Source organism: Sphingorhabdus sp. SMR4y, from assembly GCF_002218195.1.
GTDB lineage: Bacteria > Pseudomonadota > Alphaproteobacteria > Sphingomonadales > Sphingomonadaceae > Parasphingorhabdus.
Genome location: NZ_CP022336.1, coordinates 2,946,627 through 2,972,768 on the forward strand (window position 1 = coordinate 2,946,627; position 26,142 = coordinate 2,972,768).

A 26,142-nucleotide genomic window follows, 5' to 3' on the forward strand; every position below is an offset into this window, starting at 1 on the left:
TTGCCAAGATCAGAAGGGCTGCGAAACCGCATAAAGCTATCGACCCACGCCGTCCCAAGGGAGCAGGGCAGGACGTCTGTGACTGGCTCATATGCTACAGCGGAATGGGACAGGTCGAGCGCGCGACAATCGCCACAAGTCCCGGGCGTCTGCTAAATTCAGATTTTCTGGGAAGTGGTGACCCCTACGGGAATCGAACCCGTGTTTCAGCCGTGAAAGGGCCGCGTCCTAACCGCTAGACGAAGGGGCCATACCGTTTGCCGGTCGGCGAGCCACGGCCATTAGGGGGGTGCTCGGCTTTGGTCAACCCTCTTTTCACTGGAAATATCGGGCTTTTTTTTCGCATCGTGCCGGACCGCCCGTAACTCTTTGTCTTTGCGGCTGCCAACAGCGACCGCGATCCGGTCCGGCGCGCGGACGGATCAACCGGCTGGCGCCTGCTCAATCGGCCCAGGCGGCATCTTCGAGATGGATTTCCGCCGACGGGCGGCTGCCCCAGTCGTCGATCTTGGCGCGGCCGGCGATCCACAATTTCCGTCCTCGCGGTGCGTTGAGCAGGGTCTGGCCGAGATCGCTCTCTGCCGCGCGGAACGCAATGGTCTTGATCGATGCGCCGTCATCGCCGCCGACGATCATCCGGACATGATCGGTACCGACTATGTCGCATTTGATGATTCGCACCGGTCCGATGGCGATTCTCGGCGCGGGCCAGCCCATGCCATAGGGACCGGCTCCGTCCATCGCCTCGACCATCGTCGGGTTGACGCCCTTCGGCGACAGCACCGCGTCGAGCAGCAGCGCCTTGCCGTCCTGCGCCTTGCCGACGCTGTCGGCGAGCCGGTCGTTGAGAAATTCGGAGAAGGCATCCACCTTGTCCGCTGCGACGGTGACGCCTGCAGCCATCGCATGGCCGCCACCGGCGATCAGCAGGCCGCTGTCCTTTGCCGCAATGATTGCCGCGCCCAGATCGACGCCGCCGATCGAACGGCCCGAGCCCTTGCCGATGCCCTCGTCGTCCAGCGCGATAATGATCGCCGGCCGGTTCAGCTTCTCCTTGATCCGCCCGGCTACAATGCCGATCACGCCGGGGTGCCAGCCTTTGGCGGCAAGCACCGCCACCGCCTGGTTTTGCTGGGCCGAGCACATCGCTTCGGCCTCCTCCAGCACATGGGCCTCGATCGCGCGCCGTTCCTGATTGAGATGATCAAGCTCGGCGGCGATGGCCTGGGCCTCTTCCGGGTCCTGCGTGATCAGCAGCCGCACGCCGAGATCCGATTTGCCGACCCGTCCGCCGGCGTTGATTCGCGGTCCCAGCGCAAAGCCGAGATCCGAACAGATTGGTGCTCGCTTGAGCCGACTGGCGTCGATCAGCGCGGACAGGCCGATATTCTGACGCCCTGCCAGAACCTTGATGCCCTGCGCGACAAAGGCGCGGTTGAGGCCGCGCAGCTGGGCGACATCGGCGACCGTGCCGAGGGCTACAATATCCAGAAATTCCAATAGTTTGGGTTCGGCGCGATCCTTGAAAAAGCCCTGATTGCGCAACGTGCGGACCAGCGCCGCGCCAAGCAGGAAGGCCATCCCGACGGCGGCGAGATGGCCATGTTCGGCGCCGGCGTCGCTCTCGTCCAGCCGGTTCGGATTGACCAGTGCGATCGCCTTGGGCAGTTCCACCGCGCATTTGTGATGGTCGACGACGATGACCTCGACCCCGGCCCGGTGCGCCATGTCGAGCGCTTCAAAGGCCATCGCGCCGCAGTCCACGGTGACCACCAGATTGCTGCCCTGTGCACCCAGCTTGACCAGGGCCTCGCCGGACGGGCCATAGCCTTCCATCAGGCGGTCGGGAATATAATAGCCCGCTTCCAGCCCCAGGTCGCGCAGCAGCCGGATCAGCAGCGCTGCGCTGGTCGCGCCATCGACATCATAATCGCCGAATATCGTCACCTTTTCCCGGTTCCTGATGGCCAGGGCGAGACGATCAGCGGCTGCGTCCATGTCCCGGAAGACCGATGGATCGGGCATGAAGCCGCGGATCGTCGGCTCGCGGTTGATGGCAAGCGTTTCCCGGCTGGCACCGCGCGCGAGCAGCAATTGGGTGACCAGATCATCGGGCTGGAAACCCGGATCGCGCGCGTCGGCGCTGGTGCTGCGCCAGCGCCAGCTCTGGCCGGACAGGGATTTTTCTACATTCAATACTGCATTCATGATGGCGGCTATGCGTCAAAGCTGCGGCGCTGACAATCGGTCTGTTGCTTGCTAGGGAGATGGGGATGAAAAAGCTTCTGATCGTCTATTACAGTTATACCGGTGGTACCGCGCAGATGGTCGAGGCTGCCAAGGCGGCCGGGCAGGGCGAGGAGGGCACCGAAATCAAGGTCATGCGAGCCGAAGATTGCCAGGCTGAGGACATGTTCTCGGCCGACGGCTATATATTTGCAACGCCGGAAAATCTCGCGGCGATTGCCGGGGTGATGAAGGCCTTTTTGGATCGCTGCTATTATCCCCTTCTCGGGAAGATCGAAGGGCGTCCCTATGCCGCGATGATCTGCGCCGGATCAGATGGCGAGAATGCGAAAGCCCAGCTGGAGCGGATCGCTACCGGCTGGCGGCTCAAGAAGGTGATCGACAGCCTGATCATCTGCACCCATGCGCAGACCGAAGAGCAGATATTGGCGGCCAAGACGATCAGCGAAAGCGATCGCCAGCGCTGCGCGGAAACCGGCGCGACGCTGGCGGCGGGACTGGCCATGGGGGTCTTCTAGATCAGTTCGGCGACGCGATCCTGCAACACAGGAATCACGTCCGTCTCGAACCAGGGATTGGCCTTGAACCAGCGGATATTGCGCGGGCTCGGATGGGGCAGGGCCAGAAGCTCCGGCCAGAATTCGCGCCAGCGTCTCACCGTGTCGGTAAGCGTGCGGGATTTGCGATCGCCGAGATGCCAGTTCATCGCATATTGCCCCAGAACCAGCGTCAGCCGGATGTCGGGCAGGGCCTCCAGCAGAGGCTTGCGCCAGGCCGGTGCACATTCCGGGCGCGGCGGCATGTCGCCGCCCATGCCGCTACCGGGAAAACAGAAGCCCATCGGGATGATCGCGAAGCGGCGCGGATCGTAAAACTGCTCCTCGGTCACGCCCAGCCAGCCGCGCAGCCGCTTGCCGCTGACATCGTCGAACGGGCGGCCTTTCTCGTGGGTCTTGCTACCCGGCGCCTGGCCGACCAGCAGAATCTGCGCGGCGCTGTCCGCCTGCAGCAGCGGTCTGGGGCCCAAAGGCAGGCCCGTGCAGATGGTGCAGGCCCGGATCTCTTCTAGCAGGCCGGGCAGCGCATCGGGTTGGCGCTGCTTCATTCGCCGCGGCGGCAGATCGCCAGATGATCGGGCTTCTCGCCCTTGGCGATCGGCGGCAGGACAAAAACATGCCCGAGGTGGGTTGCCTGCCGCCCCTCCGGCTTTCTCTCGCCACTGACGACCGCAGCGAAATCCCGGCAGGCCGGTGCGCTCTGCAGATAATTGCTGTGGCCGGTGCGGCCGCGACTGACAGCGCTGGTATCGACGATGGTCAGCGCCGCCTTGTCGACCGTTTCGGCATATTTCGGATGCGCCGCATAGCAACGCTCGGGAAGCCCGCGGGCCTTGAGGTCCGCGGCCTCGAACGGACTGAAACAGCGCGGATAGCCGAGGCGGGGATAGCCGTGAATGTCATCGGACAGCGAAAGGGCGCGATCCTTGATCGACGCGTAAACGGTGATTCGCCGGTCGTTGCGCACCCGTCGGTCGGACAATATCTCTTCGGCGATATCGCGCTCGAAATCTTGGGTGTCGACGTCTGGCGAGACCAATATGATGTTCGACATAACGCTCGAATCGCCGTTGGAAACGTTGCGATCGACATATTCCACCGAAGGCAGCACCAGCCGCGCGCCGAGCGAATGCGAAATCAGCACGATTTCTCTTGTTGTTTCCAACTGCGCCAGTTGCATCAGGAATTTGCGGAAATTCCGCTCGTCCCAGTACATGTTGGTTTCGTCGACAGGATATTTGAACAGGGCACCCTGCGAAGGCCAGCTATACTGGATAGCCGGGCCGGAAAAACCGGTCAGCCGGACAATCTGGTCGGTGTCGCGCGAGCTGGTGAAAAATGTTTCCCGATACCCATGAACATAGAGCAGGACGCGGCCATCTGCCGCTCGCATCTTTTCGGCCAGATTGGTCCACCATTGCCGCGAATTGGAGAAAGCAAAAGGAATGCTGCGGGTGGTTTTCCCGGGCTCCCGCTCAACCTCTTGCGGTCCGGCAAAGCGGCCATAGCGGACCTTGTCGCCGCGATGATGCAGCAGCCGGATGTTTTCTGTCAGGCAGTCCGGCAGCCGGCTGGTGACAAAGAAAAACGGCTTGCCGCCGGCGTTGGCGTCGGCAGCGCTTGCCGCGTCCGCTTCTGGATTGCACCGTTCGGCGGCGACATAGTCGGAATGGCGTATCTCGCCATAGTCCACCGGTGTCACGCATCCGGCAATCAGCCAGGGCAAAGCCAGAATCGTCCATCGCGCCCTGGATGCGAGACGGGTGGGCGACAGCAGGCTGGCAATGGCCATGGTCAGCTTTCGCGGTGCTCGCTTTTGACCCAGCGTACGGTTCCCGAGGACGCGCGCATGACAACACTTTCCGTGGTCATTTTGCCGCCGCGCAATTTCTTGACGCCTTCCAGCAGCGAACCATGAGTCACGCCGGTAGCGGCAAAGATAACATCGCCCTTGGCCAGCTCTTTCAGATCGTAGACCTTGTCCAGATCCTCGATACCCCATTTATAGGCGCGCTGCCGCTCGTCGTCATTGCGGAACAGCAGGCGGCCCTTGAACTGGCCGCCAACGCAGCGCAGCGCGGCTGCTGCGAGCACGCCTTCCGGCGCTCCGCCGCTGCCCATATACATGTCGACGGTCGTGTCTTCGTCAGTGGTGGCGATCACGCCGGCGACATCGCCGTCCGGGATCAGCATGATGCCGCATCCGATTTCGCGCAACTCGGCGATAATCTTGTCATGGCGCGGACGGTCGAGAACGCAGACGATAATCTCGGCCGGCTCGACGCCCTTTTCCTTGGCAACGGCCGAGACATTTTCGGTCACCGACTTGTTGAGATCGATAATGCCGGGGGAATAGCCCGGACCAACCGCAAGCTTGTCCATATAAACATCAGGCGCGTTCAGCAGATTGCCTTTTTCGGCGATGGCCAGAACGGCAAGCGCATTGGCGCCCGCCTTGGCGGTGATGGTCGTGCCTTCCAGAGGATCGAGCGCAATATCGATCGCAGGGGCTTCGCCCTCACAGCCGCGTCCGACCTTCTCTCCGATATACAGCATCGGTGCTTCGTCGCGTTCGCCTTCGCCGATAACCACAGTACCGCAAATATCCAGAGCGTTCAAAGCGGCACGCATTGCTTCGACGGCAGCCGCATCGGCGGCCTTTTCGTCGCCGCGGCCAATCAGATTGGCTGCCGATATGGCGGCTGCTTCGGTAACGCGTACCATTTCCATGACCAGTACGCGGTCCAATATGTCGCTTGCTTGTGGCATATTATCGATCAGTCCTTCTCTAAAGGGTAATTTTGAAGTCTCGATAGGCGAGCAATATTGCAAAGTCGAGACAGGTTTTCCCAACGCCGAGGTTGATAGTATCGGTTGCGCGCGCAACCGGACAGGGATCAGTCCTGGTCGCTGAGCAGATGCATCACAACTGGCGCCGCCTGCAAACTTGTCGAACTGGACAATGCAGCCAGGCTCTCGGAGACATTGCGCTCGCGACTATCGTGGGTGACCATCGAGATCAGCACCGACCCCTCGTCGGTTTTTGCCGTCTGGATCAGGCTCTCGATCGACACGTTCGCGTCGCGCATGGCGGCGGTAATCTCGGCCAGAACGCCGGGTTTGTCGGCGACGATGAAGCGGACATAGCTTTTACCCGTCCGGTTGCCGCTCTCGGCCCGTTCGCAGGCTTCCATCTTGCTGGCCGGTGCGGCGAAGACCGTGCCGGCATCGCCCCGGGCGATATCGATCAGATCGGCAACGACGGCAGAGGCCGTTGGTCCTTCACCAGCGCCGGCACCCTGAAACATCAGGCGACCGGAGAAATTGCCCTCGGCAACCACGGCATTGGTAGAGCCTTCGATATGGGCCAACGGATGATTTTCGGGGACCAGATAGGGATTGACCCGCTGGAACAATTTCCCGTTGTCGATTCGGGCCATGCCGAGCAGGCGGATACGATAGCCCAGAGCCTTGGCCTGACCGATGTCGGCTGCCATGATATGGCGTATGCCGTCGATTTCGACACCGTCGAAGTCGAGCGCCTTGCCGAATGACAAGGCCGCCAATATGGCCAGTTTATGCGCTGCATCGACGCCGTCGATGTCAAAGCTCGGGTCGGCTTCGGCATAGCCGATTTCCTGCGCTTCCCGCAGCACGTCGTCGAAGTCCCGACCGTATTTTTCCATGGCCGTGAGGATATAATTGCAGGTGCCATTAAGAATGCCATAGACGCGCTCGATCCGGTTGGCCGACGCGCCGTCCCGCAATCCCTTGATAACCGGAATGCCGCCGGCCACCGCAGCTTCATAGCGAAGCGAGAGATTCGCATTTTCTGCAGCTGTGGCCAGTTCCATGCCGTGATGGGCGACCATCGCCTTGTTGGCGGTGACGAACGACTTGCCGGCGGCGAGGCTTTTTCGCGCCAGTTCCAGCGCTGTCCCCTCGGACCCACCGATCAATTCGACGACGCAGTCGACATCATCATGGGTCGCCAGGTCTTCGGTTTTGTCACACCATGAATAAGATGCCAGATCAATGCCCCGGTCGCGGTCGCGGTTACGGGCGGATACGGCGGTCACCACGATAGGACGACCGGCCCGTTGCGTGATCATCGCGCCATTTTCTTCAATGAGACGGATAACGCCGGTCCCGACGGTACCCAGTCCGGCGAGCGCGATGCGTAGCGGAGCAGTCATGGTGATAGGCCTCTTTGCGATTCAGGTGAAATTGTTGGCGCCTTATTAGCGCCGCGCTGTGCGAATGCCAGTATAAGTTGGCCCGTATCGGCCAGTGACCATCAGCCGGGCAGCCTGAGCAGGCCGCTATAGCAAGGCCTGTACAGGCGGGGGCGTCTCAGGGCTGGCGTGACCGGGGGCAGTTTCCAAGATCATTGAGCACCATCTGGTAATCGCTGCTGGCTTGCTGTGCATTGGCGGGTGAATCGCCGCTCAGGGCGCTGGCGGGCAATTGCCGCGGCAGGAAGCAGGCCAGCCGGTACCAGAGCAGGCTGTTCCGGACAGGCGCGCGCGCGGCCTCGTCGACAATCTCGCCCAGCGAGACGGCCCAGAACTTCTGCTGGCCGGCGCGCTTCAGCACGGTGATCGATATCGGCGAGCCGGTTTCGGTTTCGAGGAAAATCTGCGTTTCACCCTCGCCGATAATCGTGCCGGGCACGTGAAAGGCACTTGCGATCCGAGAGATCGCCGGGGGGGCATCATAGGCAACCAGTTCGCGAACCAGAGAGCGGATCCGCTGTTCCCGGCTGGCGGTCCAGGCGATCTGGGCATCTTTCGCTATCAACTGGATATCGTCACCGCGGCCGGGCGCACGGCGGCCGAATATAATGTAGGACTTCTTCTTGATCTTCGGCGCACGGCCGCGCGTATCGAGCGGCAGATCTATTATATAGCGAATCGTTTCACCGATTCCGCCGTCACCGCGAATCAAGGCGCTGGTCGACGCAATTATATAGAAGCGCTGCGTGTTCGGCGGTGCGTTGGGGGCGCGTTCCGGATCGACTTTAATTGCATTTTTAACCGCTACACGAGCAATGATGGTGGCATCCTCGCTGAGGTCTGCAATGTCGGCATATTGCAGCGGGTCACCATTGACAGAATCCTCTGCAAAGGCAGGCGAAACGGCAAATTGAGAGAAAGACAGCATGACTGCAAATATCGTGGAGAAGCGCATGGTTTTCCCTTGTTTTAACATTTATGATAGGCGGTTTTTAGCCCTTCTTATAGGCCTTTAACAGCTTAATCGCTACTGAACCAACAAAGCGATTGCCTGCTTGGAACTAGCACGTTAAAACAAATTTAAGATGGCTTTCAAGCGAACGAAGAGTTGTCATGGGGATAAAAAGGGTCGCGGTGGTTTTTCAAGCCTCTCGCTCTTTGTCTGGAACTTCAGCAATGGAGTATACTACCTTGTGATGGGGAAAAAGGAGTTACATTTCTGAATGGCTTATGCTGACCAAGAGATGAGTTCGAACAAGATCATATCGATCGTTCTTGTCGTAATCATTCACCTGTTACTTGGCTATGCGCTGGTCACCGGGCTAGCCTATACTGCCGTCAAGAAGGTTGCGACGCAGCTGGATATGATTGATATTGAAGAGGAAGAACCACCAGAAGAGCCTGAGGAGCCACCACCACCTCCGCCAGATCAGCCGATTGAGCCGCCACCAGTGGTGACGCCTCCGCCAATCGTGGCTCCCGTGGTTGCGCCGCGGCCGGTAATCCGGACCGTTCCAACCGCACCGCCGCCGCCGGCACCGGTTGTTGCGCCTCCTGCGCCACCACCTGCTCCACCTCCGCCGCAGCGGGCGAATCCGGAGCCTCGTGGCAATCCCGGGAACTGGGCTAATGCGAATGACTATCCTTCGCGGGCCTTGCGTGAAGAGCGTGAAGGGACCACACGTTTCCGGCTAACCGTCGGTTCGAATGGTCGGGTAACTGATTGTCAGATCACAGGTTCTAGCGGCCACGCTGATCTTGACCAGGCTGCCTGCAAAAACCTGACACGGCGTGCGCGCTTCAGACCTTCTCTGGACGCGAACGGTGAACCTACCACTGGTTATTACTCCAACGCCGTACGTTGGCAGATACCGGAATAATGTAATCGGGAAGGGCTCCTCCAACTTACCCTTCCCAACCACAAATTTTTGCAATTAGTTTATCCTGAGGGGAATGTTAAAATGTTGATTGAAATTTTGGCCGCTGCACCGGCGGCTCCGCAAAACGCTTTCGGTTTTTGGGAAGCAATGGAACAGGGTGGTGTTATCGCCTGGTCTGTTCTCGCAATCCTGACGATCATGTCCGTCTCTTCTTTCTACATCCTGTTCTCGAAATTGTTTGAACAGAATAAAGTCATGAAGCAGGGTGCTGCAATGCGCTCGACTTTCTGGCGCGCAGGCAGCCTCAAGGAAGGCGCTGCCAAGCTCGACAAGAACTCCGCTTACCGTCAGATTGTTGACGATGCGATCAAGGCAGATGCCGATCACGCCAAATTGACCGACCCGGTTGAAGCGCATGACTGGCTGCACGGATCGATCGAACGGTCGCAGGATCTGATCAAGTCGAAGCTCGCAACCGGCCTGCCATGGCTGGCAACCGTTGGTGCTACCTCGCCGTTTATCGGTCTGTTCGGTACGGTTATCGGTATCTATCGCGCCCTGATCAAGATCGGCATCGCCGGCCAGGCATCGATCGACGCTGTTGCTGGTCCTGTTGGTGAAGCTCTGATCATGACCGCACTGGGTCTTGGTGTGGCTGTTCCTGCTGTTCTGGCCTATAACTGGCTGCAGGGACGCAACAAGCGTATCTCCGAACAGCTGGCTGCATTCTCCAATGACGTTCTTGGCTACATGGCTTCGGACGGTGGCGTTAAGCCAATCGCTACCACTACCGCAGGAGCCAAGCCTGCTGCGAAACCAGCTGCGCCTGCTGCGAAGAAGTAAGCCGTAGGCCGGGTTGCTCGTCGTGTATCACGCAGCAACCCGGCCAGCGCACGACAAGGAAGCCATGGCTTCCTTCAGATGTTTAGTTTTGAGAGGATAAAATCCTATGGCGATGAATGTTGGGGGCGATAGCGGCGAGGCAACTCCTCTATCCGATATTAATACCACCCCACTCGTGGACGTTATGCTGGTGCTGCTGATCATTTTCTTGATCGCTGTTCCCGTGGTTATCCAGACCGTAGAACTCGAGCTCCCCGTACTGCCCTTCGAGCCCACGACGACCAAGAAAGAAAATGTGCTGCTGTCGATCACAACGACCGATGCTGCAGGACGTGATCCGGGTGAAGAAGGATATTCAGGAGCCACCCCCGGCGGAAATTGTCGTGTTTACTGGGGAACCAGCCCGATTGATTCAACCGAACTGGTTTCCAAGGCGGTGAAGCAGCTTGAGGATCAGATTGAATCCTTTGGTGGCGTCGAGAATATGACACCGGAAGATATGCCGGAAGTTCACATCCGCGGTGACATCAATACGCCCTATAAATGCATCGGCGGCGCGATCTATTCCATGCAGCGCGCGGGCTTTGCGAAAGTAGGCTTTATTTCTACACCGATCGCGGTCGAATAGTTCGACCGGCGACAAGAGTTATTGAAGGTTAAGGAGACTCCCGAATGGCAATGAGTGGCGGAAAAGATGATGGTGAGCCAATGATGGAGATGAACACGACGCCGCTCATCGACGTCCTGTTGGTTCTTCTCATCATGTTCATCATCACGATCCCTGTGCAGACCCACGCAGTCAAAATCGACTTGCCGGTGTCTGATAACGATCCATCCAATCCACCTCCCATAGATCCGGTCAAAAACCGCCTTGGGATAACGGCGACCAACGAAATCACCTGGAACGATACCGCTGTTTCGCTGGCTCAGGTTCAGCAATTTCTGGCCCAGACCAAATCCATGGTTCCGGAGCCGGAACTGCAGTTCCAGCCGGATCCGCTGAGCGCCTATCTGACCACCGACCGTACATTGGCGGTGATCAAGGATAGCGGCGTGAGCAAGTTCGGTTTTGTTGGAAACGAGCAATATGGCAGCTTCAACAAGGCGAAACGTCCTCCGAACTAGTTTCTGGAAAAGTCAATCAGAGGGGCCGCGATAGGATTATCGCGGCCCCTTTTTTGTCCTGACGACAGGGCCATTGCCTCTCATCACATTCATTCCTGTAAGTTTTCTGCCCGATAGCGGGCACTGGCAACCTGGGGTAAAATTGACCGGATTCGAGCATGATATGACCGAAATCGGAGAGAAATGTCCGGCCAGGTAGAGCCTATCGTCGTAAACTGCCGTGGTCCTGCAACAGGGCGAATGGCTGATACCGGTCGACTCTGTTGTCCTGCATCCTTTGCTATGGTCGACCGGAACGTCGATCAGACATTGGGTCTGGAATATCCCCGTGTCTGCTGCTCGTGCCCCGGTCGCCGGTCATGCCTGTCGCTGAAAGCCGGGCCCTGTGCTGGAATTTTCCTGCCGCTATCGGAAGCGAGCCTGTTCGCCGGCCTGCTCAGCCGATACGGGCGCCATTTCAGTCACTGGCGCGGCCTGTACCGGCTTTGGTGTCAGCCTGGCCGCAAGATCAGGAAACGGCCTTTGCTAGGCTGGTTTCCGCGCTGCTGAACTGCAGGTCAGCCAGCCGGGCATAGAGCCCGTTTTTTGCGATCAGGCTGTCATGGTCGCCCTGTTCGACAATCCGGCCCTCATCCATCACGACAATCCGGTCGGCCGATCTTACGGTCGCCAGACGATGGGCGATGACGATTGTGGTGCGGTCTTCCATCAGATGATCGAGTGCATCCTGCACCAGTTTTTCGCTTTCCGCATCCAGTGCGGAAGTGGCTTCGTCGAGCAGCAGGATCGGTGTGTTGCGGAGCAGCGCTCGGGCAATCGAAATCCGCTGCCGCTGTCCGCCGGAGAGCCGCGTTCCTGCTTCGCCCATGAAACTGTCCAGCCCGTCGGGGAGGGCGCGCAAAAATTTCTCGGCATTGGCCGCGCGCGCCGCCTCCCATATTTCCTCATCGCTGGCTTCCCATTTGCCGTATCGCAGATTGTCGCGGGCGGAAGCTGCAAACAATACCGTTTCCTGAGGGACCAGCGCCATACGCTGCCTGATCTCCGCCGGATCGGCCGAGGGCAGGGCGACCCCGTCGATCCGTACCGACCCGCTCTGCGGATCGTAAAAGCGCTGGGCGAGCTGGAACAGCGTCGACTTGCCGGCTCCGGACGGGCCGACCACGGCAACCGTCTCGCCGGGGGATACGGTCAGCGAGAAATTGCTCAGCGCCTGTGTATCCGGGCGCGTCGGATAGGCGAAAGAGACATTGTCAAAGGCGATTTTCCCGCGCGACGGCTCGGGCAGGGCAATCGGATTGTCGGGCGCGGCGATGCCCGGCTTTTCGGACAGCAGTTCGGCAAGCCGTCCCGCCGCGCCTGCGCCGCGCAAAAGATCACCATAGACTTCGGTCAGCGCGCCAAAGGCCCCGGCAACGAGGCCGCCGGTTATAACGAAGGCAGCAATGGTACCGCCGGAAATACTTCCCTCTGCCACGCCGATCGCGCCGCGCCACATCAGCATGGTAATACCGGTGAATATCAGCCCGATAACGATGGCGGTCATCGCCGCGCGCAACCGGATCCGGCGCTTGGCGGTATCGAAAGTGGACTCGACCGCTCCACCAAACCGTTCATGCTCGCGCCTTTCCTGACCAAAGGCCTGGACGATTTTCATCGCGCCCAGGGTCTCGGCAATCATCGCGCCGACATCGGCAACCCGGTCCTGGCTGGAACGGGACACATTGGTCAGCTTGCGGCCGATGAAGACGATCGGCAGGATGATCACCGGAATGGCGATCAGCAGTCCGGCGGTCAGCGTGGGGGCCAGTGTGAACAGATAGACTATTCCGCCGATACCGATCACGATATTGCGCAAGGCGACTGACACGGTGGTCCCCACGACCTGCTCGATAATCGCGGTGTCGGAGGTCATGCGAGAGGCTATTTCCGAAGGCCGGTTTTCCTCGAAAAAGCCCGGCGCCAGACGCAGCAGGTTGGCCTGTACCGCGAGCCGCAGATCGGCGACAACCCGCTCTCCCAGCCAACTGACAAAATAGAAGCGGAAGGCGGTCGCAATGGCGAGAACTCCGACTATTCCCAGGAGTCCCTGAAAATACGGGGCAATATCGCCATTACCCGCCATAAAGCCCTTGTCGATGATGGTCTTGAAGCCCGCCGGTATGGCCAGGGTCGCCATCGCGGATACAAACAGAGCCAATAATGCGAAGGCAATCTGTTTCGGGTAGGTGATGGCGCGATCGAACACCATCCGCAGATTTCCAATTTTCTTCAGCGGTGCCGGTGGACTGTCTTTTTCGACGGAATTGGATTTATCGTTCATGAGAAAGCGCCTAGCAGCCCGTCCTATTTCTAACAATCAAAGCTTTGTTCCGCTTTTGCCCGGAACCGCCCGTCCAGTGAACATGGCGATGATGGTCCTTAATGCCAAGGCCGGAGCCAGCCAATAGCCGGCTGTGCCACGCCGAGAAGCCCCCGGCTTAACGCTGGTCAAATGTCAGGAAATTGTTAGAACAAAAGGGCTTCGGGCGGAAAGCGGCCCGGACGATTCGTGAAATTTTCGATCAAGGATGATGCACGCATGAATCAGATTGCTTCAAAAGGACAGTTGCGGATGTCTTTGCTGCGCTGGATATTGTTTGTCGTGCCGATCACCGTGCTTCTGGGTTTCGCCTTTAGCCAATTTGCAAATTCCGGCGAGGAAAATCGCTGGTTCCAGGCCTTGGCCAAGCCGGACGCGCAACCGCCCGGCCCGGTATTCGGTGCCGCCTGGGCCTTGCTATACGCCATGATGGGCACCGCCTTCGCGATGGTGCTGCACGCGCGTGGCGCGCCTTTGCGGGGGCCGGCCATCATCTTGTATCTGCTGCAATATGCGCTCAACCTGTTCTGGCCGGTGCTGTTTTTCGGCATGCACCAGGTCGGTGCGGCCTTCTGGCTGCTCATCATCATCTTCCTGTTGGCCCTGGGCACAACTTTGGTCTTTGGCCGGGTTCGCAAGGCCGCAGCCTGGCTGATGGTGCCCTATCTCGCGTGGCTATGTTTTGCCGCGGTGCTCAACAAGCAGATCGAATGGTTGAATCCCGGTGCGGAAACCCTTGTGGTTCCGGCTGCGAGAACCCAGATATAGACAATAATATTTTTCGGGCCGTGAAAGGTCCAGACGGAGTTAAAAGACATGCAGAGCCAGAACCGCTTTTTCGATGATATTTCCAAGGTCCTGAACGGGCTTGCCGGAACCGTGGCGGGCGTTGGCCGCGAAGCTGAATCCAGCGCCAGAGAGCGAGCCAAGGAATGGTTCGGCGGCATGGACTTTGTCTCGCGCGACGAGTTTGAGGCAGTCAAGGAAATGGCGGCCAAGGCCCGCGCCGAAGCCGATGCATTGAAGAAACGTCTCGACGCGCTGGAAAAGGGCGGCGCGGCCCCGGCCAGGAAGCCGGCGGCGAAACGCGCGGCTACCCGCAAGCCAGCAGCCGGCAAGGCGGCATCACCGAAAGCCGCTTCCCGCAAGCCGGCAGCCCCCAAAAGCGACGGCTGAACTTGGTCGGACCCGCGATCAAAAGCGGTTCATTATCCACAGCGTTCCCACAATCAATGTGAAGGCAGGTGCCTGCTTGTCTTGCCCTGATCCGGCGAGTGGGCCACTAGGCTTCTATCTGCAAAGGATCTGGAACCGCGATGCTTGACGACCAATGGGAAGAGCTTGATCAGGATGAAGCACCGCCCGTGGATATGCTGGCGGCCTTTTTCGAGGCGCGTGGCTGGTCGGTGGATCATGTCAGTGAAGACGAACTGTCTGTCGAGATTAAGGGCAACTGGACCAGTTACCAGTTGCGCGCCATCTGGCGGAACGAGGATCATGTCCTGCAAATTCTCCTGTTGCCCGAAATTCGAGTGCCGGAAGATAAGAAAATCGTAATATATCAAACACTTGGGCTGATCAATGAACAGCTTTGGCTGGGGCATTTCGATCTCTGGTCGAACAATAATATCCTGCTGTTCCGTCATGCGACCCTGCTTGGCGGCAGCGGCATGCTGGGTCTGGATCAGGCCCAGACGATTGTCGATCTGGCGATAGAGGAGTGGGAACGCTTCTATCCGGTCTTCCAGTTCGTCCTGTGGAGCGACAAGAGCCCCCAGGACGCGATCGAGCATGCGATGGTCGACACGGTCGGTGAAGCCTGAGGCGGGCTCAAGCTGGAAATATGTAATCGCTATCCGGGCGGAGGCCGCCAGGCGGCCGGGCCGAAACGGTGTCAGCCATTGTCTCCGCGCAGGTCAAAGACCATCTTGCGGTCGGTTTCGGGAATCAGGCCTTCCAGAACATGCCAGAAACCGGTCACGGATTCCTGCCCGGCCGAAACATAGGCGGAAGACAGTCTTTCCCGCAATTGCCGGAACAATTCTGTCTCCAGCGCGGCCCCCTTGTCTGTCAGACGCAGCAATTTCTGGCGCCGGTCGACGATACCGGCAGAGGTCAGGATGAAATCGCGGTCCTGCAATTCCTTCAGCACGCGGCCGAGCGACTGTTTGGTAATTGCCAGCAGTTTCAGCAGCTCTCCCACTGTCAGGTCCGGCTGCCGCGCAATGAAATAGAGCGCCCGATGGTGCGCCCGCCCGAGTCCCTGCTTTCCAAGCTCCTGATCGATAGCGTTGGTCAGTCTGGTATAGCCGAAATAGAGGAGCTCGATACCACGCCGGATTTCGTCCTCGCGCAGAAAAAGCGGCGAGGCTCCGGGGGATATGGCGGGGCGAGATACGTCAGTCATGTTGACGTATCCTGACAGGCTGATTAGGGGATTGCAAGGCAATTGAAACATGCTTCCAAATCTTCCAATGGCGGCGTGAACAACAGCGAAAGCGGCAGAATATGGCAAATATGAAGAATTTGGAATTCAACCTCGAGCCGAGCGCAACGCCAGTGCATGCCAGCGAGCGGAAGCGGCTATTGGAGAACCCGGGGTTCGGAACATTGTTCACCGATCATATGGCGATGATCCGCTACACGGAATCCGAGGGCTGGCACGACGCCAGAATCACCAAACGCGAGCCGATCATGATGGATCCCGCATCTTCCGTTCTCCATTATGCCCAGGAGATATTCGAGGGCATGAAGGCCTATCGTCTGGCCGATGGTGCAACGGCGCTGTTCCGCCCCGAAGAAAATGCCCGACGCTTTCAGGCGTCGGCCCGGCGCATGGCGATGCCGGAACTGCCGGAGAAGCTGTTCCTTGATTCGGTCGAGGCCTTGGTCGATATTGATCGTGAATGGTTTCCGTCGGTGGAAGGCGGCTCAATGTATCTGCGTCCGTTCATGTTCGCCAGCGAAGTGTTTCTCGGCGTCCGTCCGGCGAAGGAATATCTCTATCTCGTAATCGCCTCGCCCGCTGGCGGCTATTTCAAAAGCGGCGCATCGGCGATCAGCATCTGGGTTTCCGAGGACTATAGCCGCGCCGCCCCTGGCGGCACCGGTGCGGCCAAATGTGGTGGCAATTACGCCGCCAGCCTGGTGGCCCAGGCAGAAGCCATCGAGAAGGACTGCGACCAGGTCGTGTTCCTCGATGCCGCAGAGCATAAGTGGGTTGAAGAGCTGGGCGGCATGAATCTCTTCTTCGTGATGGATGACGGCCGGCTGATCACGCCACCGCTTGGTGGAACCATTCTGCCCGGCATCACCCGGGAATCGATCATCACCCTGGCTCGTGAAGAGGGGCTGACGGTGGTGGAAGCACCTTATGCGATAGATCAATGGGAAGCGGATGCTGCCAGTGGCAAGCTGGTCGAAACATTCGCCTGTGGCACCGCTGCGGTCGTCACGGCTGTCGGCACCGTCAAGTCCGCCGACGGGGAATTCACGATTGGCAGCGGCGGCCCCGGCCAGCTGACCGAAAGGCTGCGCAGGCGGCTTGTCGATATCCAGCGCGGTGTAGCTCCCGATGATCATGGCTGGGTGAAAAGATTGTTCGAAGCATAGTTATAACTGCCTCTTGCCCCGTGGGGGCAAACTGGATAATAGGCCCATTCACCGGCACGGTCCGATAGCAAGGGGCCGGCAATATTGGGGTGTCGCCAAGTGGTAAGGCAGCGGCTTTTGATGCCGCCATGCGCAGGTTCGAATCCTGCCACCCCAACCAATTCTTCTTTGACAGTTAAGCACCTGAAAAACCTTTGGTTTCTCTGCGAGTCAAAACCCCGTGGCACCCTGCCGTGGCACCCTCTCGTGGTTTCGATTTTAGCACCATGACTCGCGCTTTGATTCGGTTCAAGCCGCTAAGTAAGATTGGGAAAGTTTTCCACTGATCCATCCACATAATTCGTGAGAGATATTGCGGATGCCTCTCTCGCCTAACGCTTCATTCCATCTGCATAAGCACTGATTTGCATGGCCATTGGTAGTGGCACCGATGAACCGGAAGGCGATTCGGCTGCGAAAAAGCTTCCGCATCTACGGTCCGAAACTCCGGCGCTTGCTAATATCCAGCAAAACCTAAAGATGCAGCACGGCTTCTTGCTTCTGAGCGGGCGTTACCATTTTTTTGCACACGGCAGACTCTGTTTAGCTGATTGAGCATCATGTCAGCCAACAGCTTCTTTGTTTTCCTATTTTTTTCGCAGATTTCGTCACGCTTGACCCATTCAGTCCGAGGGCCAAGGTCAAACCGCCTGACCTTTCGAACGCGCGCGGCGTTTTGGCAGAGGTTGTAAATAGTGCATAACCGGGTGGCTCCACCCCAAAACGCAAGTTTGGAGCGAAAGGAGGCGATACAGCTAGGAAAACTAAAGGCTGATGACGCCCTCGTTGAGTTGATCTCTCTGGAAAGATCCGATGTCTGCATCGCTCCCAATTTCTGACGTTTAATAGGTCGCGGGCATTGCCTAAAAATAGACATCGGCATTTTCCACCCTAAATGGTAACCTCTGACCCAGCCGTAATCTGATAAGGGCCTGCCCAGGCTGCTCAGGAAAGACCAGTTCATCGATCTTTGATTTTGTATACTAAAGCGAAAGAAGCTGCTTTTCTATTTCTTGACCGCTTTTTTGGCACTAGCTTTCCGTCGTGGCGCTGATGCTTTGCCTTTATCAGCCTGAATTATCGCAGAGAGTTCGCGAGAAAAATTTTTCGAAACGGAGGTAACAATCCGATCCATACGTTGCTCACGAGTGCTTTGGCGAAGTGAACCGAAAGTAAATTTGTGAGGACCGCTGGCGGCCAAATCGACGATGAGGGATTTTCGTTCGCGGGTCTTGTTCATTTCCCATTCCTTTTCTGAAATCCGGGGTTCAGAGATACATCAAAATAGTGCTTACGCCGAACCCACACGAAACCTTCGTTTCTGGTGAGAATTGCAACATCAATTGGGCCGCCAACGGTTTCCTGCTGGCTGGAATAGCGTCGCTTGCGAGATGTGAGCTCGACAAGCGAATATGCAAATTCACCCAATTCTTTTTTGGACAAATGCGCTACTACAGAACTTAACTCTTTTCGCGAGAGATTTTTCAACCGTCCGATCCCATTACGGATACTCTGGTTTGCGGTTTCCCTTATTTTTTCCGTTAGGGTAATGTCTGCCGATCCAGAAAGCTGTGTGACCAAATCAGAGGTCATATTATCTACCAGCTTTTCTAAACTTTGTTCGAATTCACTATCAATGCCATCAATAAATCTTTCTGGCATATCGGTTTGAGCAAACGCTCTCAGTTCAGCTTTCAGGCCACGGCGATCAATATCAGTGACTTCTCTCTCTCCAACTACCCTGAGTTCGCCAAAATAGATCCCATCACATTTTATATGGTTAAGCGAAGGAAAAATATCGTTATGGCCCAGCCCTGCAATCACAAAGCCGGTATGAGCATCTGATAAGGTCGATGAACGGACGAGATCAAAAGCAAATCCTTGCAACTCTTTGAGCAAGGCGTCGCTGAGCTTATCGAAAGCGAGTTTGGCGACTTCTTCAACGCAATCACCATATCTGCCTGCAAAGTTCGCTTCGCTTGTGCTTTCCAAGAATTTGTCAATCCGTGTTCGGCGCAATTCTATCCGACGCTTTTTCGCTAGGTCGAGAAAAAATGCGTCTGGCTCCTGCTTCGTTCCTTTGCCTTTTGGAAAGGAGAGCTGCTTAACCATTTCATTGAACTGCGCTTCTCGCATCTGGCTGAACTCAACATCAAGAAGGCTTTCCAGATGCGTGCACTCGTCTTCGAGTTCACGGGGAAAAGCTAGCAGGAAAGTCTCAAATACCGGCCAGACCTGAACTAGCGCTGCAAATTGCCCAGAGGTGAGAGTTTCCCTGAAGCGGCGTGCGATAATCTCCAGCGGAGCATTCATAAACTCCGCATTGTTATAAATCATCAACCCGATAGGTTGATAATGCGACAGCTCGAAAATCTTTTCGGCGGAATCGTAGGTTTTAGAACTGCCTGGTCCGGAGATAGTCACAATGCTATCGGCGGCCAAGGCAACCGCTGTGCGATTCAAAATCGCTATTTCAGCAGTCATTGTTGCTAGGAATAAAGATGAGTTTTGCCTCCGACTGGAATTATTCTATCAGCCACGCACTAGCTTTTTGCAAGAAGAGATGTGCTACCCGCGCTCTTGATAACGAGCGAGTCTATTCTTCCGGGGTGTTCTTCAATCCCATATAGGCAGCTGTAACCATGCTAATCATCGCATCCCGGCCATTTTTGTTGAGGTTCGGATCGTTGCGCAAATAGCTGGTAATTTTTGTGAGCGAACCAGAAGCCGAAGCTAAACTACCTTCGGCTTTCAAATAGTCATCTGCGCTCAAACCCGCCCAACTGACAAGCGCTGCCAAGCTGTCAACATCAGGTCTTTTCCCTTGGGCAAGCCGCGTCAGAGTCGATGCACTAACACCGGAAAGTTCTGATACTTCCTTCCAGTTGAGGCTGCGGCTTGTGCGTTCACTGTCAAGCGCTTGAAAAAAGCCCATATTGTTAAATTCTGTTTTCGACATTGAATTTCACTCTTGCAATTACAATTCCTATGACCTATATAGGAATTCAATTGCATAAATGCAATTAGTAATCGCTTATGGAGCTTAATAATGACTAAGACAATTGACATGAAAGACGAATATATTTTGCAAATTGCAGGCACGGACTTGAATTACCGGTCTGTAGTGGTCGCCGATCATACGCCGACGGCGTTGCAGATTCTCAAAGCTGGCGGATTTAAGGATCTGGATCAAAAGACGGTCATCCAAATTTTGCCAACTGGTGACATGGAAGAACGGCGGCCCGCTGAAAATTGTGATCTTGCATCGCGCAAGCCCAACCGCTTCATAATTGCTGATGCTGATTGCCTTTTTCGTTTTATTCTCGATGATAGCCATCTGGTCTGGCCGGAAGATTCGATTTCCGAAGAAAAATTGCGCGCGATCGGCAATGTCAATGACAAGGCCGATATCTTCATCCGCCGCGAAGTTGAAGTGGATGAAGTTCTGAATAAAGGTGACACGCTCGATTTGACAGCTTTGGGAACAGAAGTGCTCTACTCCAAATCTTCGCGCTGGAAACTCAATGTCCAAGGTGTAAAAATCGAGAGCGTAGATCCAGAAATCTCTGTCAGCGATGCCTTGCGTCAGGCTGAATTTGATCCCGACCAAGGTTGGATTATAATTTTGAAATCAGCCAGCGGTAAACGTCAGGTTGATCTCGATTTCATTATCGATTTGCGTGAACCTGGAATTGAGAAGCTACGTTTGACGCCCAAGGAAATTAACAATGGTGAAGTTATCGCCGAATATCGCCGTGATTTCAAATTGCTTCCGATTGATGAAAAGCATTTGAATGAAATGGGGGCAGATTGGGAGACAATCATTGATGGCGCGCGGCGCTGGTTCGTCTATCATGCCTATATACTGCCAAGCGGATATAATGTGGAACAGATTGATCTCGCCGTCGAGGTGCCGACCAACTATCCCGGCGGACAGTTGGATATGTTTTTTTGCTATCCGGCCCTAACGCTGTCTGCGGGCAATATTATTGCCCAGACGCAAACCATTGAAAGTATCAAAGGACAGAGCTTCCAGCGGTGGTCTCGTCATCGGGGTCATTCTAGCCCATGGAATCCACAAAAAGATAATCTGATAACGCATCTGGGCTTGGTTGAAGAATCTCTCGTGCGCGAGGTAGGCTAATGGACCGTAAATGGACTCTGGCTCTTAGCGGTTTTCAATATGAGCGACTTCAAGCGCATTTGCATCCCGGAGATGGCCTTGAAGCTGCAGCGATATTGCTCTGCCGCCTGGTAACTGGTGATCGCTCACGATTGCTGGTGTATAATTATATTCTGGCTCCCTTGACATCGAGCGCGCGAGAGAGAGACCATATTATATGGCCCGGCGAGGTTTTGTCTCGTGCGATTGATAGTGCTGAAGATGAAGGTGCGAGCCTTGTCCTGATCCATTCTCATCCAGGGTCCATGCTCGCTTTTTCATCCATTGATGACGTTAGCGATAGAGACATTGTCCCACATATTTTTGCAGGCTGGTCTGAACAAAGCCCAGCTCGCTACCATGGTTCAGCGATAATGACACCGGATGGCGCCATTCGTGCGCGTATCTATGATGCTGAGCACAACGAGCAAATGGTAGATTTGGTGACAGTGGTCGGCGATGATATCAAATATTTTTGGTTGGAAGATATTGAAGGCAGCAATCCGCCTGCAGTCGTTCAGCCTTTTTGTGATGGCATGACCGATAAGCTTGGCCGACTTTCAGTTGGTATCGTCGGCGCATCTGGCACAGGGTCCATTACGGCAGAGCAAGCCGCCAGAATGGGATTTGGCGAGATTAACTTGATTGATTTTGATTTAGTTGAGCACAAGAACCTCAACCGGATATTGAACAGTTCCATCGCCGATGCTCAGGAAAGCAGGCTTAAAGTTAATATGCTCAAAACAGCGATTGAGAGTTACCGCGATAATTGCGCCGTTAATGCATATCCGCTCAATATTTCCGAACGAGAGGCTGTTTTGGCTGCTTCAAAGTGTGATGTTCTTTTCGGCTGCGTCGATTCTCTCGAGGGCCGGTATGCGCTCGATTTGCTTGCACAAGCCATGTTGCTGCCCTTGTTCGATGTGGGGGTTACTATTCCCACACGGGTATCGACCGACGGGCGTGTAGTCATATCGGATGCATTCGGACGAATTGATTATATCCAGCCAGGGCGTTCCACTTTATTCACCCGCGAGGTATATAACTCTGAATCTTTGCGAGCAGAATATCTCGCCGCAGCAGACCCGGACGCGTTTCGCGATGAAGCGGCGGAAGGATATATCAAAGGCATCGCGCACGAGGCACCAAGTGTTATTGCTTTAAATATGCAGGCGGCCAGCGCTTCTATGCTCGAATACATTGCTCGTGCTTTTCCGTTTCGCCATGAGTCCAATGCCAATTATGCGCGGACAATCTTTTCGATCGCGTCGGCGGAGCAAGATCACTTTGCAGAGAACAGCTTCTCGACCGAGGAGCATCCCTTGTTTGCGACCGGGCTACGAGAACCGCTACTCGGCATCCCCTCTCTATCAGAGTAAAATTTATGAAGATTTGGAAGAAGTTTGTTGCATGGCTCTGGACTTTCAGGGGAGGTTACGCGGTTCGCTATGTGGAAAGCGATGAACTGCCATCCAATTTGGCAAGACAGACGCTCACCGTTGCGCGTGAAGATGGCGAATTATGGGTGGCAGGGATGATCTGCCCGTGTGGCTGCAAGGCCAAGTTGGAGTTGATGCTTTTGGAAGAAGCAAAGCCTCGCTGGGATTTGCGGGTTGATAAAAAAGGGCGTCCAACCCTCAGCCCTTCCGTCTGGCGCAATCAAGGTTGCAAAGCCCATTTCTGGCTACGAAATGGCAAAATATTTTGGTGCCGGGAATCAGCGGCCAGCGCCTGATCTCATTTACAGATCAGGCGCTGGCCGCTGGAGGAGCGGTGGCGCTTTACGGGGTAAGGCAGACTGTCACCTTCGGGTCCAACACCGGTCGGTCCGAAAATGCGCCCTATGGCAGCCGTAGTTGAGCTTTTCGCTCTCGGATCTGAAGGGCAATTTCATGATCCCAACCAATCCAATCCCTCGCACAAGCGGTGTCGCATGTTCAATTCCTACCGCGCCGACTGCTTTTTTTTAGACGAAATTACGTAATTTGGGCAGACCTCAGCACCACTATGCCTGCTTGGACGGACTTTAACAGAAGAACGGCATCGTGATCGGATGAAGTGTTGGAGCCAAGGCAATAGCATCGGCTGGGGCCTCCAACACAACCGATTTAGCCCTTAACTAGATGGCAGGCTAACCGTCTAAGAAGCAAGAAAGCATGCGTTAATAGGAAAAGGTTGCGGTCATAACAAACGTGGGGCCCACCCTTGAATGGATCTTTGGGCAATAAAGTTATGAAAGTATTGGAGATTGAAACTATGGCAAATCCGTTCGGCATTGAAGCTAGTTCAACTGTTCCCAGTGGGATGGCAACTTATGATGTCACCTTGCATTCCGTTCCCGAGCCACATCCGGCGTTCAAAGAATACTCGGGCATTTGGAAGCCAGAAAATGGCCTAGTCAGTATTACAGGAAAGTCCGAGACCTTTAGGGAGGATCCTTCCGCATCCGAAGCCCGGCGTATTTACGCTGAGGTAAAACATGAGTTGACACAACTCTATGGTCAACCGTTCGAAGACGAAGAGATTTCAGACGAAGATTGGCCAGAAGACCTAGGCTTTTGTTCAGCAATAGACAATGGCGCTCGCAGCCATACGTGCGATTGGGACCTTGGGACGCACGACCTGACCGATAACGTGCAAAATATTATGCTGACCATAGTTTCGGACGATGGCGACGAAAAAAGCCAAGTGTGGCTAGAATATGGGTTTCCTGAATGCAATGACGAGTTGACCAAGAGCAAAGGTCAAGCATCCTGATCTGTCGATTCGGCTAAGTGCATAACTGCTGCTGTGCGCGGCTGCTAAAAATGTGTAATGGTCGAATTGCCTCGCCGCGCATCGCAAGCTGTGGGTAAAAGGCCACATTATAGCTCGATAAGCTACCCGTCTGCTTCCGATCCTATTTTGTTGAAAAACTCCCGGCGAGAAATCTTATTTCTTATAGGCGCCGAAATTGAATCAACGCCATGTTCATACCAAATCAAAGTCGCGGTCAGCAAATATTGATTGGAGCGAAATTACACGGCCTTTTGAGAGGCGACCTGTTCAACACAATCGACCCAATTGACGACGGTATGAAACGCGTCCAAATGTTGCCGTTCCCGCGATCTATTCTCGATACTGAAAGCTGATATTCAGCGTATTAAACTTGCAGCCGCAGGCGAGATTCACTGAAAATATGATCTCAGATCAATTGGCTTTCCCCAAGGTAACTAGTGTTCGATGAAAATTTTGATTCCCAGACTAATGAGAATGCCACCTCCTGCAACCTCGGCATATTTCCCGATTCGCGAGCTTGCCATTCCGCCGATCATCACGCCCAAGCTTGAAAGCAAAGCTGTAACTGTCCCAATAATAACACAGGTCAGTAAAACCGGAAGGCCAAGTGCAGGCAGCGTGATGCCGGCAGCAAAGGCGTCCATGCTCGTTGCTATCGCAGCTGTTCCCAACGCCGATCCTGAGAGACTGGGCGCGGCATCACTTTCGTTCCTGCCCAGCGCTTCCCAAAGCATTTTCAGGCCTAAACCGCTGAGCAGAATGAGAGCAATCCAGTGATCATAGGCGCTGATCTCCGAAACAAAAGCTATTCCAAGAGTCCATCCCAGAAATGGCATGACCCCCTGCGCGACGCCAAAGGCCAATCCCGTCCGAGTGGCGTGAAACATGGAATTATGGCCTGCAGCCCCTTGAGCAACTGCTACCGCGAAGGCGTCCATTGCCAAGCCCACAGCAAGAGCTAGAATGAGAAGCAGGTTTTCCATTCGATGCGCTTTGGCAGCCGTCTAAGCTGGATTTACTTCCACGGTGATATGAGAAAGAGCAGCGGTTTTGGTTAGCCTTTCACGATAATCTGCTGGAGATCTCTCACTTTCCGTGCTGATCGCTACAATAGCGGCATGGTGTCCCGGGCCCAGTTGCCAGACATGCAGGTCGGTGATCTTGTCTCCCGCTTCCTCGATGATCGAGCGGATTTTTTCTGAGACTGGGTCGCCCGCTTGCCTGTAATCCAGCATCGTTGAGCCGGTATCGCGCATCAAACCCCATGACCAGCGCGCAATGACAAGCGAACCGACGATACCCATGAGCGGGTCAAGCCATATCCATCCGTAGATACTGCCGGCTATCAGCGCAATTATCGCCAATACCGATGTCAATGCATCGGCAAGCACATGGAGATAAGCAGCGCGTAGATTTTGGTCCCGGCCATGATGTTCAGCACGATGGTCGTGGTCATGGCTATGATCGTGATGATGGCTGTCCCCATGATGATGATCATGATCGTCGCGGAGCAGCCAAGCACTAACCAGATTCACAATGAGGCCAATGACGGCCACGAAGATTGCCTGCGGGAAGCTGATCGGGATCGGATTGGCCAGTCTGACGACACTTTCCCATCCTATCAGTAGCGCAACCAAGGCCAGAACAATTGCACTGGCGAAAGCTGCAAGGTCCCCCACCTTGCCGGTGCCAAACGTGAAGCGGGGGTTTTTGGCATTGCGGCGTGCATAAAGATAGGCGAGTGCAGCAATCAGCATCGCAGCGGCATGCGTAGACATATGCCAGCCGTCGGCGACCAGCGCCATCGAACCGTAGATGGTTCCTGCTGCAATCTCGACAACCATCATCACGCTGGTCAGGGCGATAACGAACCAGGTCCGCCGCTCGTTGCGCTCGTGATTTTGGCCTAGAAATGCGTGATCATGTTCGTGACCGGTTTGCGTTGCACTCTCGGAGGCGATCATTTCAAATATGTCCGGATAACCTGAATTAGATCAGTTGCGCCCTGAGCCCGCTCCTCGTCAGTGTCCGTTTCAGGGTTCGAGACATGCTCTCGGACATGATCCTCGATTAGTTCCACGGTAAGCCCATTTACGGCTCCTCGAACCGAGGCGACAAGATTGAGGATCTCACCGCAAGGAGCCTTGTGTTCCAAAGCCCGCTCGATGGCTTCGAGTTGTCCTTTAAGGCGGCTGACGCGCGCCAGAAGCTTTTTATCATCTGATGTATGTGACATAGCATAGGGGGCTACCCTATATTGTGAATTTTGTAAAGAGCTGGTGTTCGTAGTTTTTTGGCCGAT

The 26,142-nt window shown here is 55.7% G+C and carries 27 protein-coding genes and 2 tRNA genes; 14 read left to right on the top strand and 15 right to left on the bottom strand.

What is annotated here, in order from left to right; genetic code table 11:
• Window positions 1–175: 175 nt before the first annotated feature.
• Together SPHFLASMR4Y_RS14200 and recJ are read right to left on the bottom strand one after the other, a co-directional pair.
• A tRNA-Glu gene (locus SPHFLASMR4Y_RS14200) sits at window positions 176–250 on the bottom strand.
• Window positions 251–441: 191 nt separating this feature from the next.
• On the bottom strand, window positions 442–2,208 hold the full coding sequence (recJ, locus tag SPHFLASMR4Y_RS14205) for a single-stranded-DNA-specific exonuclease RecJ (protein WP_089134131.1): 1,767 nt from the start codon (window positions 2,206–2,208) through the stop codon (window positions 442–444).
• Between the two features lie 65 nt (window positions 2,209–2,273).
• Between recJ and SPHFLASMR4Y_RS14210 the strand changes: the two genes are divergently transcribed.
• Window positions 2,274–2,765, top strand: a complete 492-nt coding sequence (locus SPHFLASMR4Y_RS14210) for a flavodoxin family protein (protein WP_089134132.1) — start codon at window positions 2,274–2,276, stop codon at window positions 2,763–2,765.
• Here the strand turns inward: SPHFLASMR4Y_RS14210 and SPHFLASMR4Y_RS14215 are convergent.
• The 5 genes from SPHFLASMR4Y_RS14215 to SPHFLASMR4Y_RS14235 form a co-directional block, all read right to left on the bottom strand.
• Window positions 2,762–3,352: a uracil-DNA glycosylase family protein gene (locus tag SPHFLASMR4Y_RS14215; RefSeq protein ID WP_089134133.1), complete on the bottom strand. Its 591-nt coding sequence runs from the start codon at window positions 3,350–3,352 to the stop codon at window positions 2,762–2,764. The genes SPHFLASMR4Y_RS14210 and SPHFLASMR4Y_RS14215 overlap by 4 nt on opposite strands.
• Window positions 3,349–4,596, bottom strand: a complete 1,248-nt coding sequence (locus SPHFLASMR4Y_RS14220; protein ID WP_089134134.1) for an alpha/beta hydrolase — start codon at window positions 4,594–4,596, stop codon at window positions 3,349–3,351. The genes SPHFLASMR4Y_RS14215 and SPHFLASMR4Y_RS14220 overlap by 4 nt, the downstream gene beginning before the upstream one ends.
• Window positions 4,597–4,598: 2 nt before the next feature.
• Window positions 4,599–5,573: a class II fructose-bisphosphatase gene (glpX, locus tag SPHFLASMR4Y_RS14225; protein WP_089134135.1), complete on the bottom strand. Its 975-nt coding sequence runs from the start codon at window positions 5,571–5,573 to the stop codon at window positions 4,599–4,601.
• 128 nt (window positions 5,574–5,701) lie between these two features.
• Window positions 5,702–7,000 (bottom strand): homoserine dehydrogenase, encoded by a 1,299-nt coding sequence (locus SPHFLASMR4Y_RS14230; protein WP_089134136.1) that lies wholly within the window; start codon window positions 6,998–7,000, stop codon window positions 5,702–5,704.
• Window positions 7,001–7,157: 157 nt separating this feature from the next.
• Window positions 7,158–7,994, bottom strand: coding sequence for a hypothetical protein (locus tag SPHFLASMR4Y_RS14235; protein ID WP_089134137.1), 837 nt, complete (start codon window positions 7,992–7,994; stop codon window positions 7,158–7,160).
• Between the two features lie 268 nt (window positions 7,995–8,262).
• On the opposite strand from SPHFLASMR4Y_RS14235, the gene SPHFLASMR4Y_RS14240 reads away from it, so the two are divergent.
• The 4 genes from SPHFLASMR4Y_RS14240 to SPHFLASMR4Y_RS14255 all read left to right on the top strand — a co-directional run bounded on the left by SPHFLASMR4Y_RS14240 (window position 8,263) and on the right by SPHFLASMR4Y_RS14255 (window position 10,887).
• Window positions 8,263–8,919, top strand: a complete 657-nt coding sequence (locus tag SPHFLASMR4Y_RS14240) for an energy transducer TonB (protein WP_089134138.1) — start codon at window positions 8,263–8,265, stop codon at window positions 8,917–8,919.
• Window positions 8,920–9,000: 81 nt separating this feature from the next.
• Window positions 9,001–9,762, top strand: a complete 762-nt coding sequence (locus SPHFLASMR4Y_RS14245; protein ID WP_089134139.1) for a MotA/TolQ/ExbB proton channel family protein — start codon at window positions 9,001–9,003, stop codon at window positions 9,760–9,762.
• Window positions 9,763–9,868: 106 nt separating this feature from the next.
• Window positions 9,869–10,390, top strand: coding sequence for an ExbD/TolR family protein (locus tag SPHFLASMR4Y_RS14250; RefSeq protein WP_089134140.1), 522 nt, complete (start codon window positions 9,869–9,871; stop codon window positions 10,388–10,390).
• 44 nt (window positions 10,391–10,434) lie between these two features.
• The gene (locus tag SPHFLASMR4Y_RS14255; RefSeq protein ID WP_089134141.1) at window positions 10,435–10,887 is read left to right on the top strand and encodes an ExbD/TolR family protein; all 453 of its coding nucleotides are present in this window, start codon (window positions 10,435–10,437) and stop codon (window positions 10,885–10,887) included.
• Window positions 10,888–11,395: 508 nt separating this feature from the next.
• Here the strand turns inward: SPHFLASMR4Y_RS14255 and SPHFLASMR4Y_RS14260 are convergent.
• A complete protein-coding gene (locus SPHFLASMR4Y_RS14260) occupies window positions 11,396–13,210 on the bottom strand; it encodes an ABC transporter transmembrane domain-containing protein (RefSeq protein ID WP_089134142.1) in 1,815 nt (604 codons plus the stop codon).
• A gap of 258 nt (window positions 13,211–13,468) precedes the next feature.
• Between SPHFLASMR4Y_RS14260 and SPHFLASMR4Y_RS14265 the strand changes: the two genes are divergently transcribed.
• The 3 genes from SPHFLASMR4Y_RS14265 to SPHFLASMR4Y_RS14275 all read left to right on the top strand — a co-directional run bounded on the left by SPHFLASMR4Y_RS14265 (window position 13,469) and on the right by SPHFLASMR4Y_RS14275 (window position 15,072).
• Window positions 13,469–14,017, top strand: a complete 549-nt coding sequence (locus SPHFLASMR4Y_RS14265) for a TspO/MBR family protein (protein WP_089134912.1) — start codon at window positions 13,469–13,471, stop codon at window positions 14,015–14,017.
• A 48-nt stretch (window positions 14,018–14,065) separates the two neighbouring features.
• Window positions 14,066–14,425: an accessory factor UbiK family protein gene (locus SPHFLASMR4Y_RS14270; protein WP_089134143.1), complete on the top strand. Its 360-nt coding sequence runs from the start codon at window positions 14,066–14,068 to the stop codon at window positions 14,423–14,425.
• A 140-nt stretch (window positions 14,426–14,565) separates the two neighbouring features.
• Window positions 14,566–15,072: a YbjN domain-containing protein gene (locus SPHFLASMR4Y_RS14275; protein ID WP_089134144.1), complete on the top strand. Its 507-nt coding sequence runs from the start codon at window positions 14,566–14,568 to the stop codon at window positions 15,070–15,072.
• A gap of 71 nt (window positions 15,073–15,143) precedes the next feature.
• Here the strand turns inward: SPHFLASMR4Y_RS14275 and SPHFLASMR4Y_RS14280 are convergent, their stop codons facing one another.
• Window positions 15,144–15,656: a MarR family winged helix-turn-helix transcriptional regulator gene (locus tag SPHFLASMR4Y_RS14280; RefSeq protein WP_089134145.1), complete on the bottom strand. Its 513-nt coding sequence runs from the start codon at window positions 15,654–15,656 to the stop codon at window positions 15,144–15,146.
• A gap of 110 nt (window positions 15,657–15,766) precedes the next feature.
• On the opposite strand from SPHFLASMR4Y_RS14280, the gene SPHFLASMR4Y_RS14285 reads away from it, so the two are divergent.
• On the top strand, window positions 15,767–16,861 hold the full coding sequence (locus SPHFLASMR4Y_RS14285) for a branched-chain amino acid aminotransferase (protein ID WP_409928899.1): 1,095 nt from the start codon (window positions 15,767–15,769) through the stop codon (window positions 16,859–16,861).
• Window positions 16,862–16,946: 85 nt separating this feature from the next.
• A tRNA-Gln gene (locus SPHFLASMR4Y_RS14290) sits at window positions 16,947–17,021 on the top strand.
• Between the two features lie 885 nt (window positions 17,022–17,906).
• Here SPHFLASMR4Y_RS14290 and SPHFLASMR4Y_RS16930 read toward each other — a convergent pair.
• The 3 genes from SPHFLASMR4Y_RS16930 to SPHFLASMR4Y_RS14300 form a co-directional block, all read right to left on the bottom strand.
• Window positions 17,907–18,140, bottom strand: a complete 234-nt coding sequence (locus SPHFLASMR4Y_RS16930; RefSeq protein WP_145955548.1) for a hypothetical protein — start codon at window positions 18,138–18,140, stop codon at window positions 17,907–17,909.
• Complete coding sequence (locus SPHFLASMR4Y_RS14295) at window positions 18,137–19,384, bottom strand: hypothetical protein (protein WP_089134147.1); 1,248 nt, start codon at window positions 19,382–19,384, stop codon at window positions 18,137–18,139. The genes SPHFLASMR4Y_RS16930 and SPHFLASMR4Y_RS14295 overlap by 4 nt, the downstream gene beginning before the upstream one ends.
• 112 nt (window positions 19,385–19,496) lie before the next feature.
• Window positions 19,497–19,859 carry a helix-turn-helix domain-containing protein gene (locus tag SPHFLASMR4Y_RS14300; protein ID WP_089134148.1) on the bottom strand — a complete coding sequence of 121 codons (363 nt, stop codon included), beginning with the start codon at window positions 19,857–19,859 and terminating at the stop codon, window positions 19,497–19,499.
• A gap of 90 nt (window positions 19,860–19,949) precedes the next feature.
• On the opposite strand from SPHFLASMR4Y_RS14300, the gene SPHFLASMR4Y_RS14305 reads away from it, so the two are divergent.
• The 4 genes from SPHFLASMR4Y_RS14305 to SPHFLASMR4Y_RS14320 all read left to right on the top strand — a co-directional run bounded on the left by SPHFLASMR4Y_RS14305 (window position 19,950) and on the right by SPHFLASMR4Y_RS14320 (window position 23,819).
• A complete protein-coding gene (locus SPHFLASMR4Y_RS14305) occupies window positions 19,950–21,044 on the top strand; it encodes an E2/UBC family protein (RefSeq protein WP_089134149.1) in 1,095 nt (364 codons plus the stop codon).
• Entirely contained in the window at window positions 21,044–22,441 is a 1,398-nt protein-coding gene (locus tag SPHFLASMR4Y_RS14310) for a ThiF family adenylyltransferase (protein WP_089134150.1), read from the top strand. Before SPHFLASMR4Y_RS14305 ends, SPHFLASMR4Y_RS14310 begins: the two co-directional genes overlap by 1 nt.
• A 5-nt stretch (window positions 22,442–22,446) precedes the next feature.
• Window positions 22,447–22,797: a DUF6527 family protein gene (locus SPHFLASMR4Y_RS14315; RefSeq protein WP_089134151.1), complete on the top strand. Its 351-nt coding sequence runs from the start codon at window positions 22,447–22,449 to the stop codon at window positions 22,795–22,797.
• 521 nt (window positions 22,798–23,318) lie between these two features.
• The gene (locus SPHFLASMR4Y_RS14320) at window positions 23,319–23,819 is read left to right on the top strand and encodes a hypothetical protein (protein WP_145955549.1); all 501 of its coding nucleotides are present in this window, start codon (window positions 23,319–23,321) and stop codon (window positions 23,817–23,819) included.
• A 455-nt stretch (window positions 23,820–24,274) separates the two neighbouring features.
• On the opposite strand, the gene SPHFLASMR4Y_RS14325 is transcribed toward SPHFLASMR4Y_RS14320, so the two are convergent.
• Genes SPHFLASMR4Y_RS14325 through SPHFLASMR4Y_RS14335 form a run of 3 tightly spaced genes read right to left on the bottom strand, consistent with a single transcriptional unit; the run spans window position 24,275 to window position 26,076 of the window.
• Window positions 24,275–24,823 carry a manganese efflux pump MntP family protein gene (locus SPHFLASMR4Y_RS14325; RefSeq protein WP_089134153.1) on the bottom strand — a complete coding sequence of 183 codons (549 nt, stop codon included), beginning with the start codon at window positions 24,821–24,823 and terminating at the stop codon, window positions 24,275–24,277.
• Between the two features lie 21 nt (window positions 24,824–24,844).
• A complete protein-coding gene (gene dmeF, locus SPHFLASMR4Y_RS14330; protein WP_089134154.1) occupies window positions 24,845–25,804 on the bottom strand; it encodes a CDF family Co(II)/Ni(II) efflux transporter DmeF in 960 nt (319 codons plus the stop codon).
• Window positions 25,801–26,076: a metal/formaldehyde-sensitive transcriptional repressor gene (locus SPHFLASMR4Y_RS14335; RefSeq protein ID WP_089134155.1), complete on the bottom strand. Its 276-nt coding sequence runs from the start codon at window positions 26,074–26,076 to the stop codon at window positions 25,801–25,803. The genes dmeF and SPHFLASMR4Y_RS14335 overlap by 4 nt, the downstream gene beginning before the upstream one ends.
• Between the last annotated feature and the right edge of the window lie 66 nt (window positions 26,077–26,142).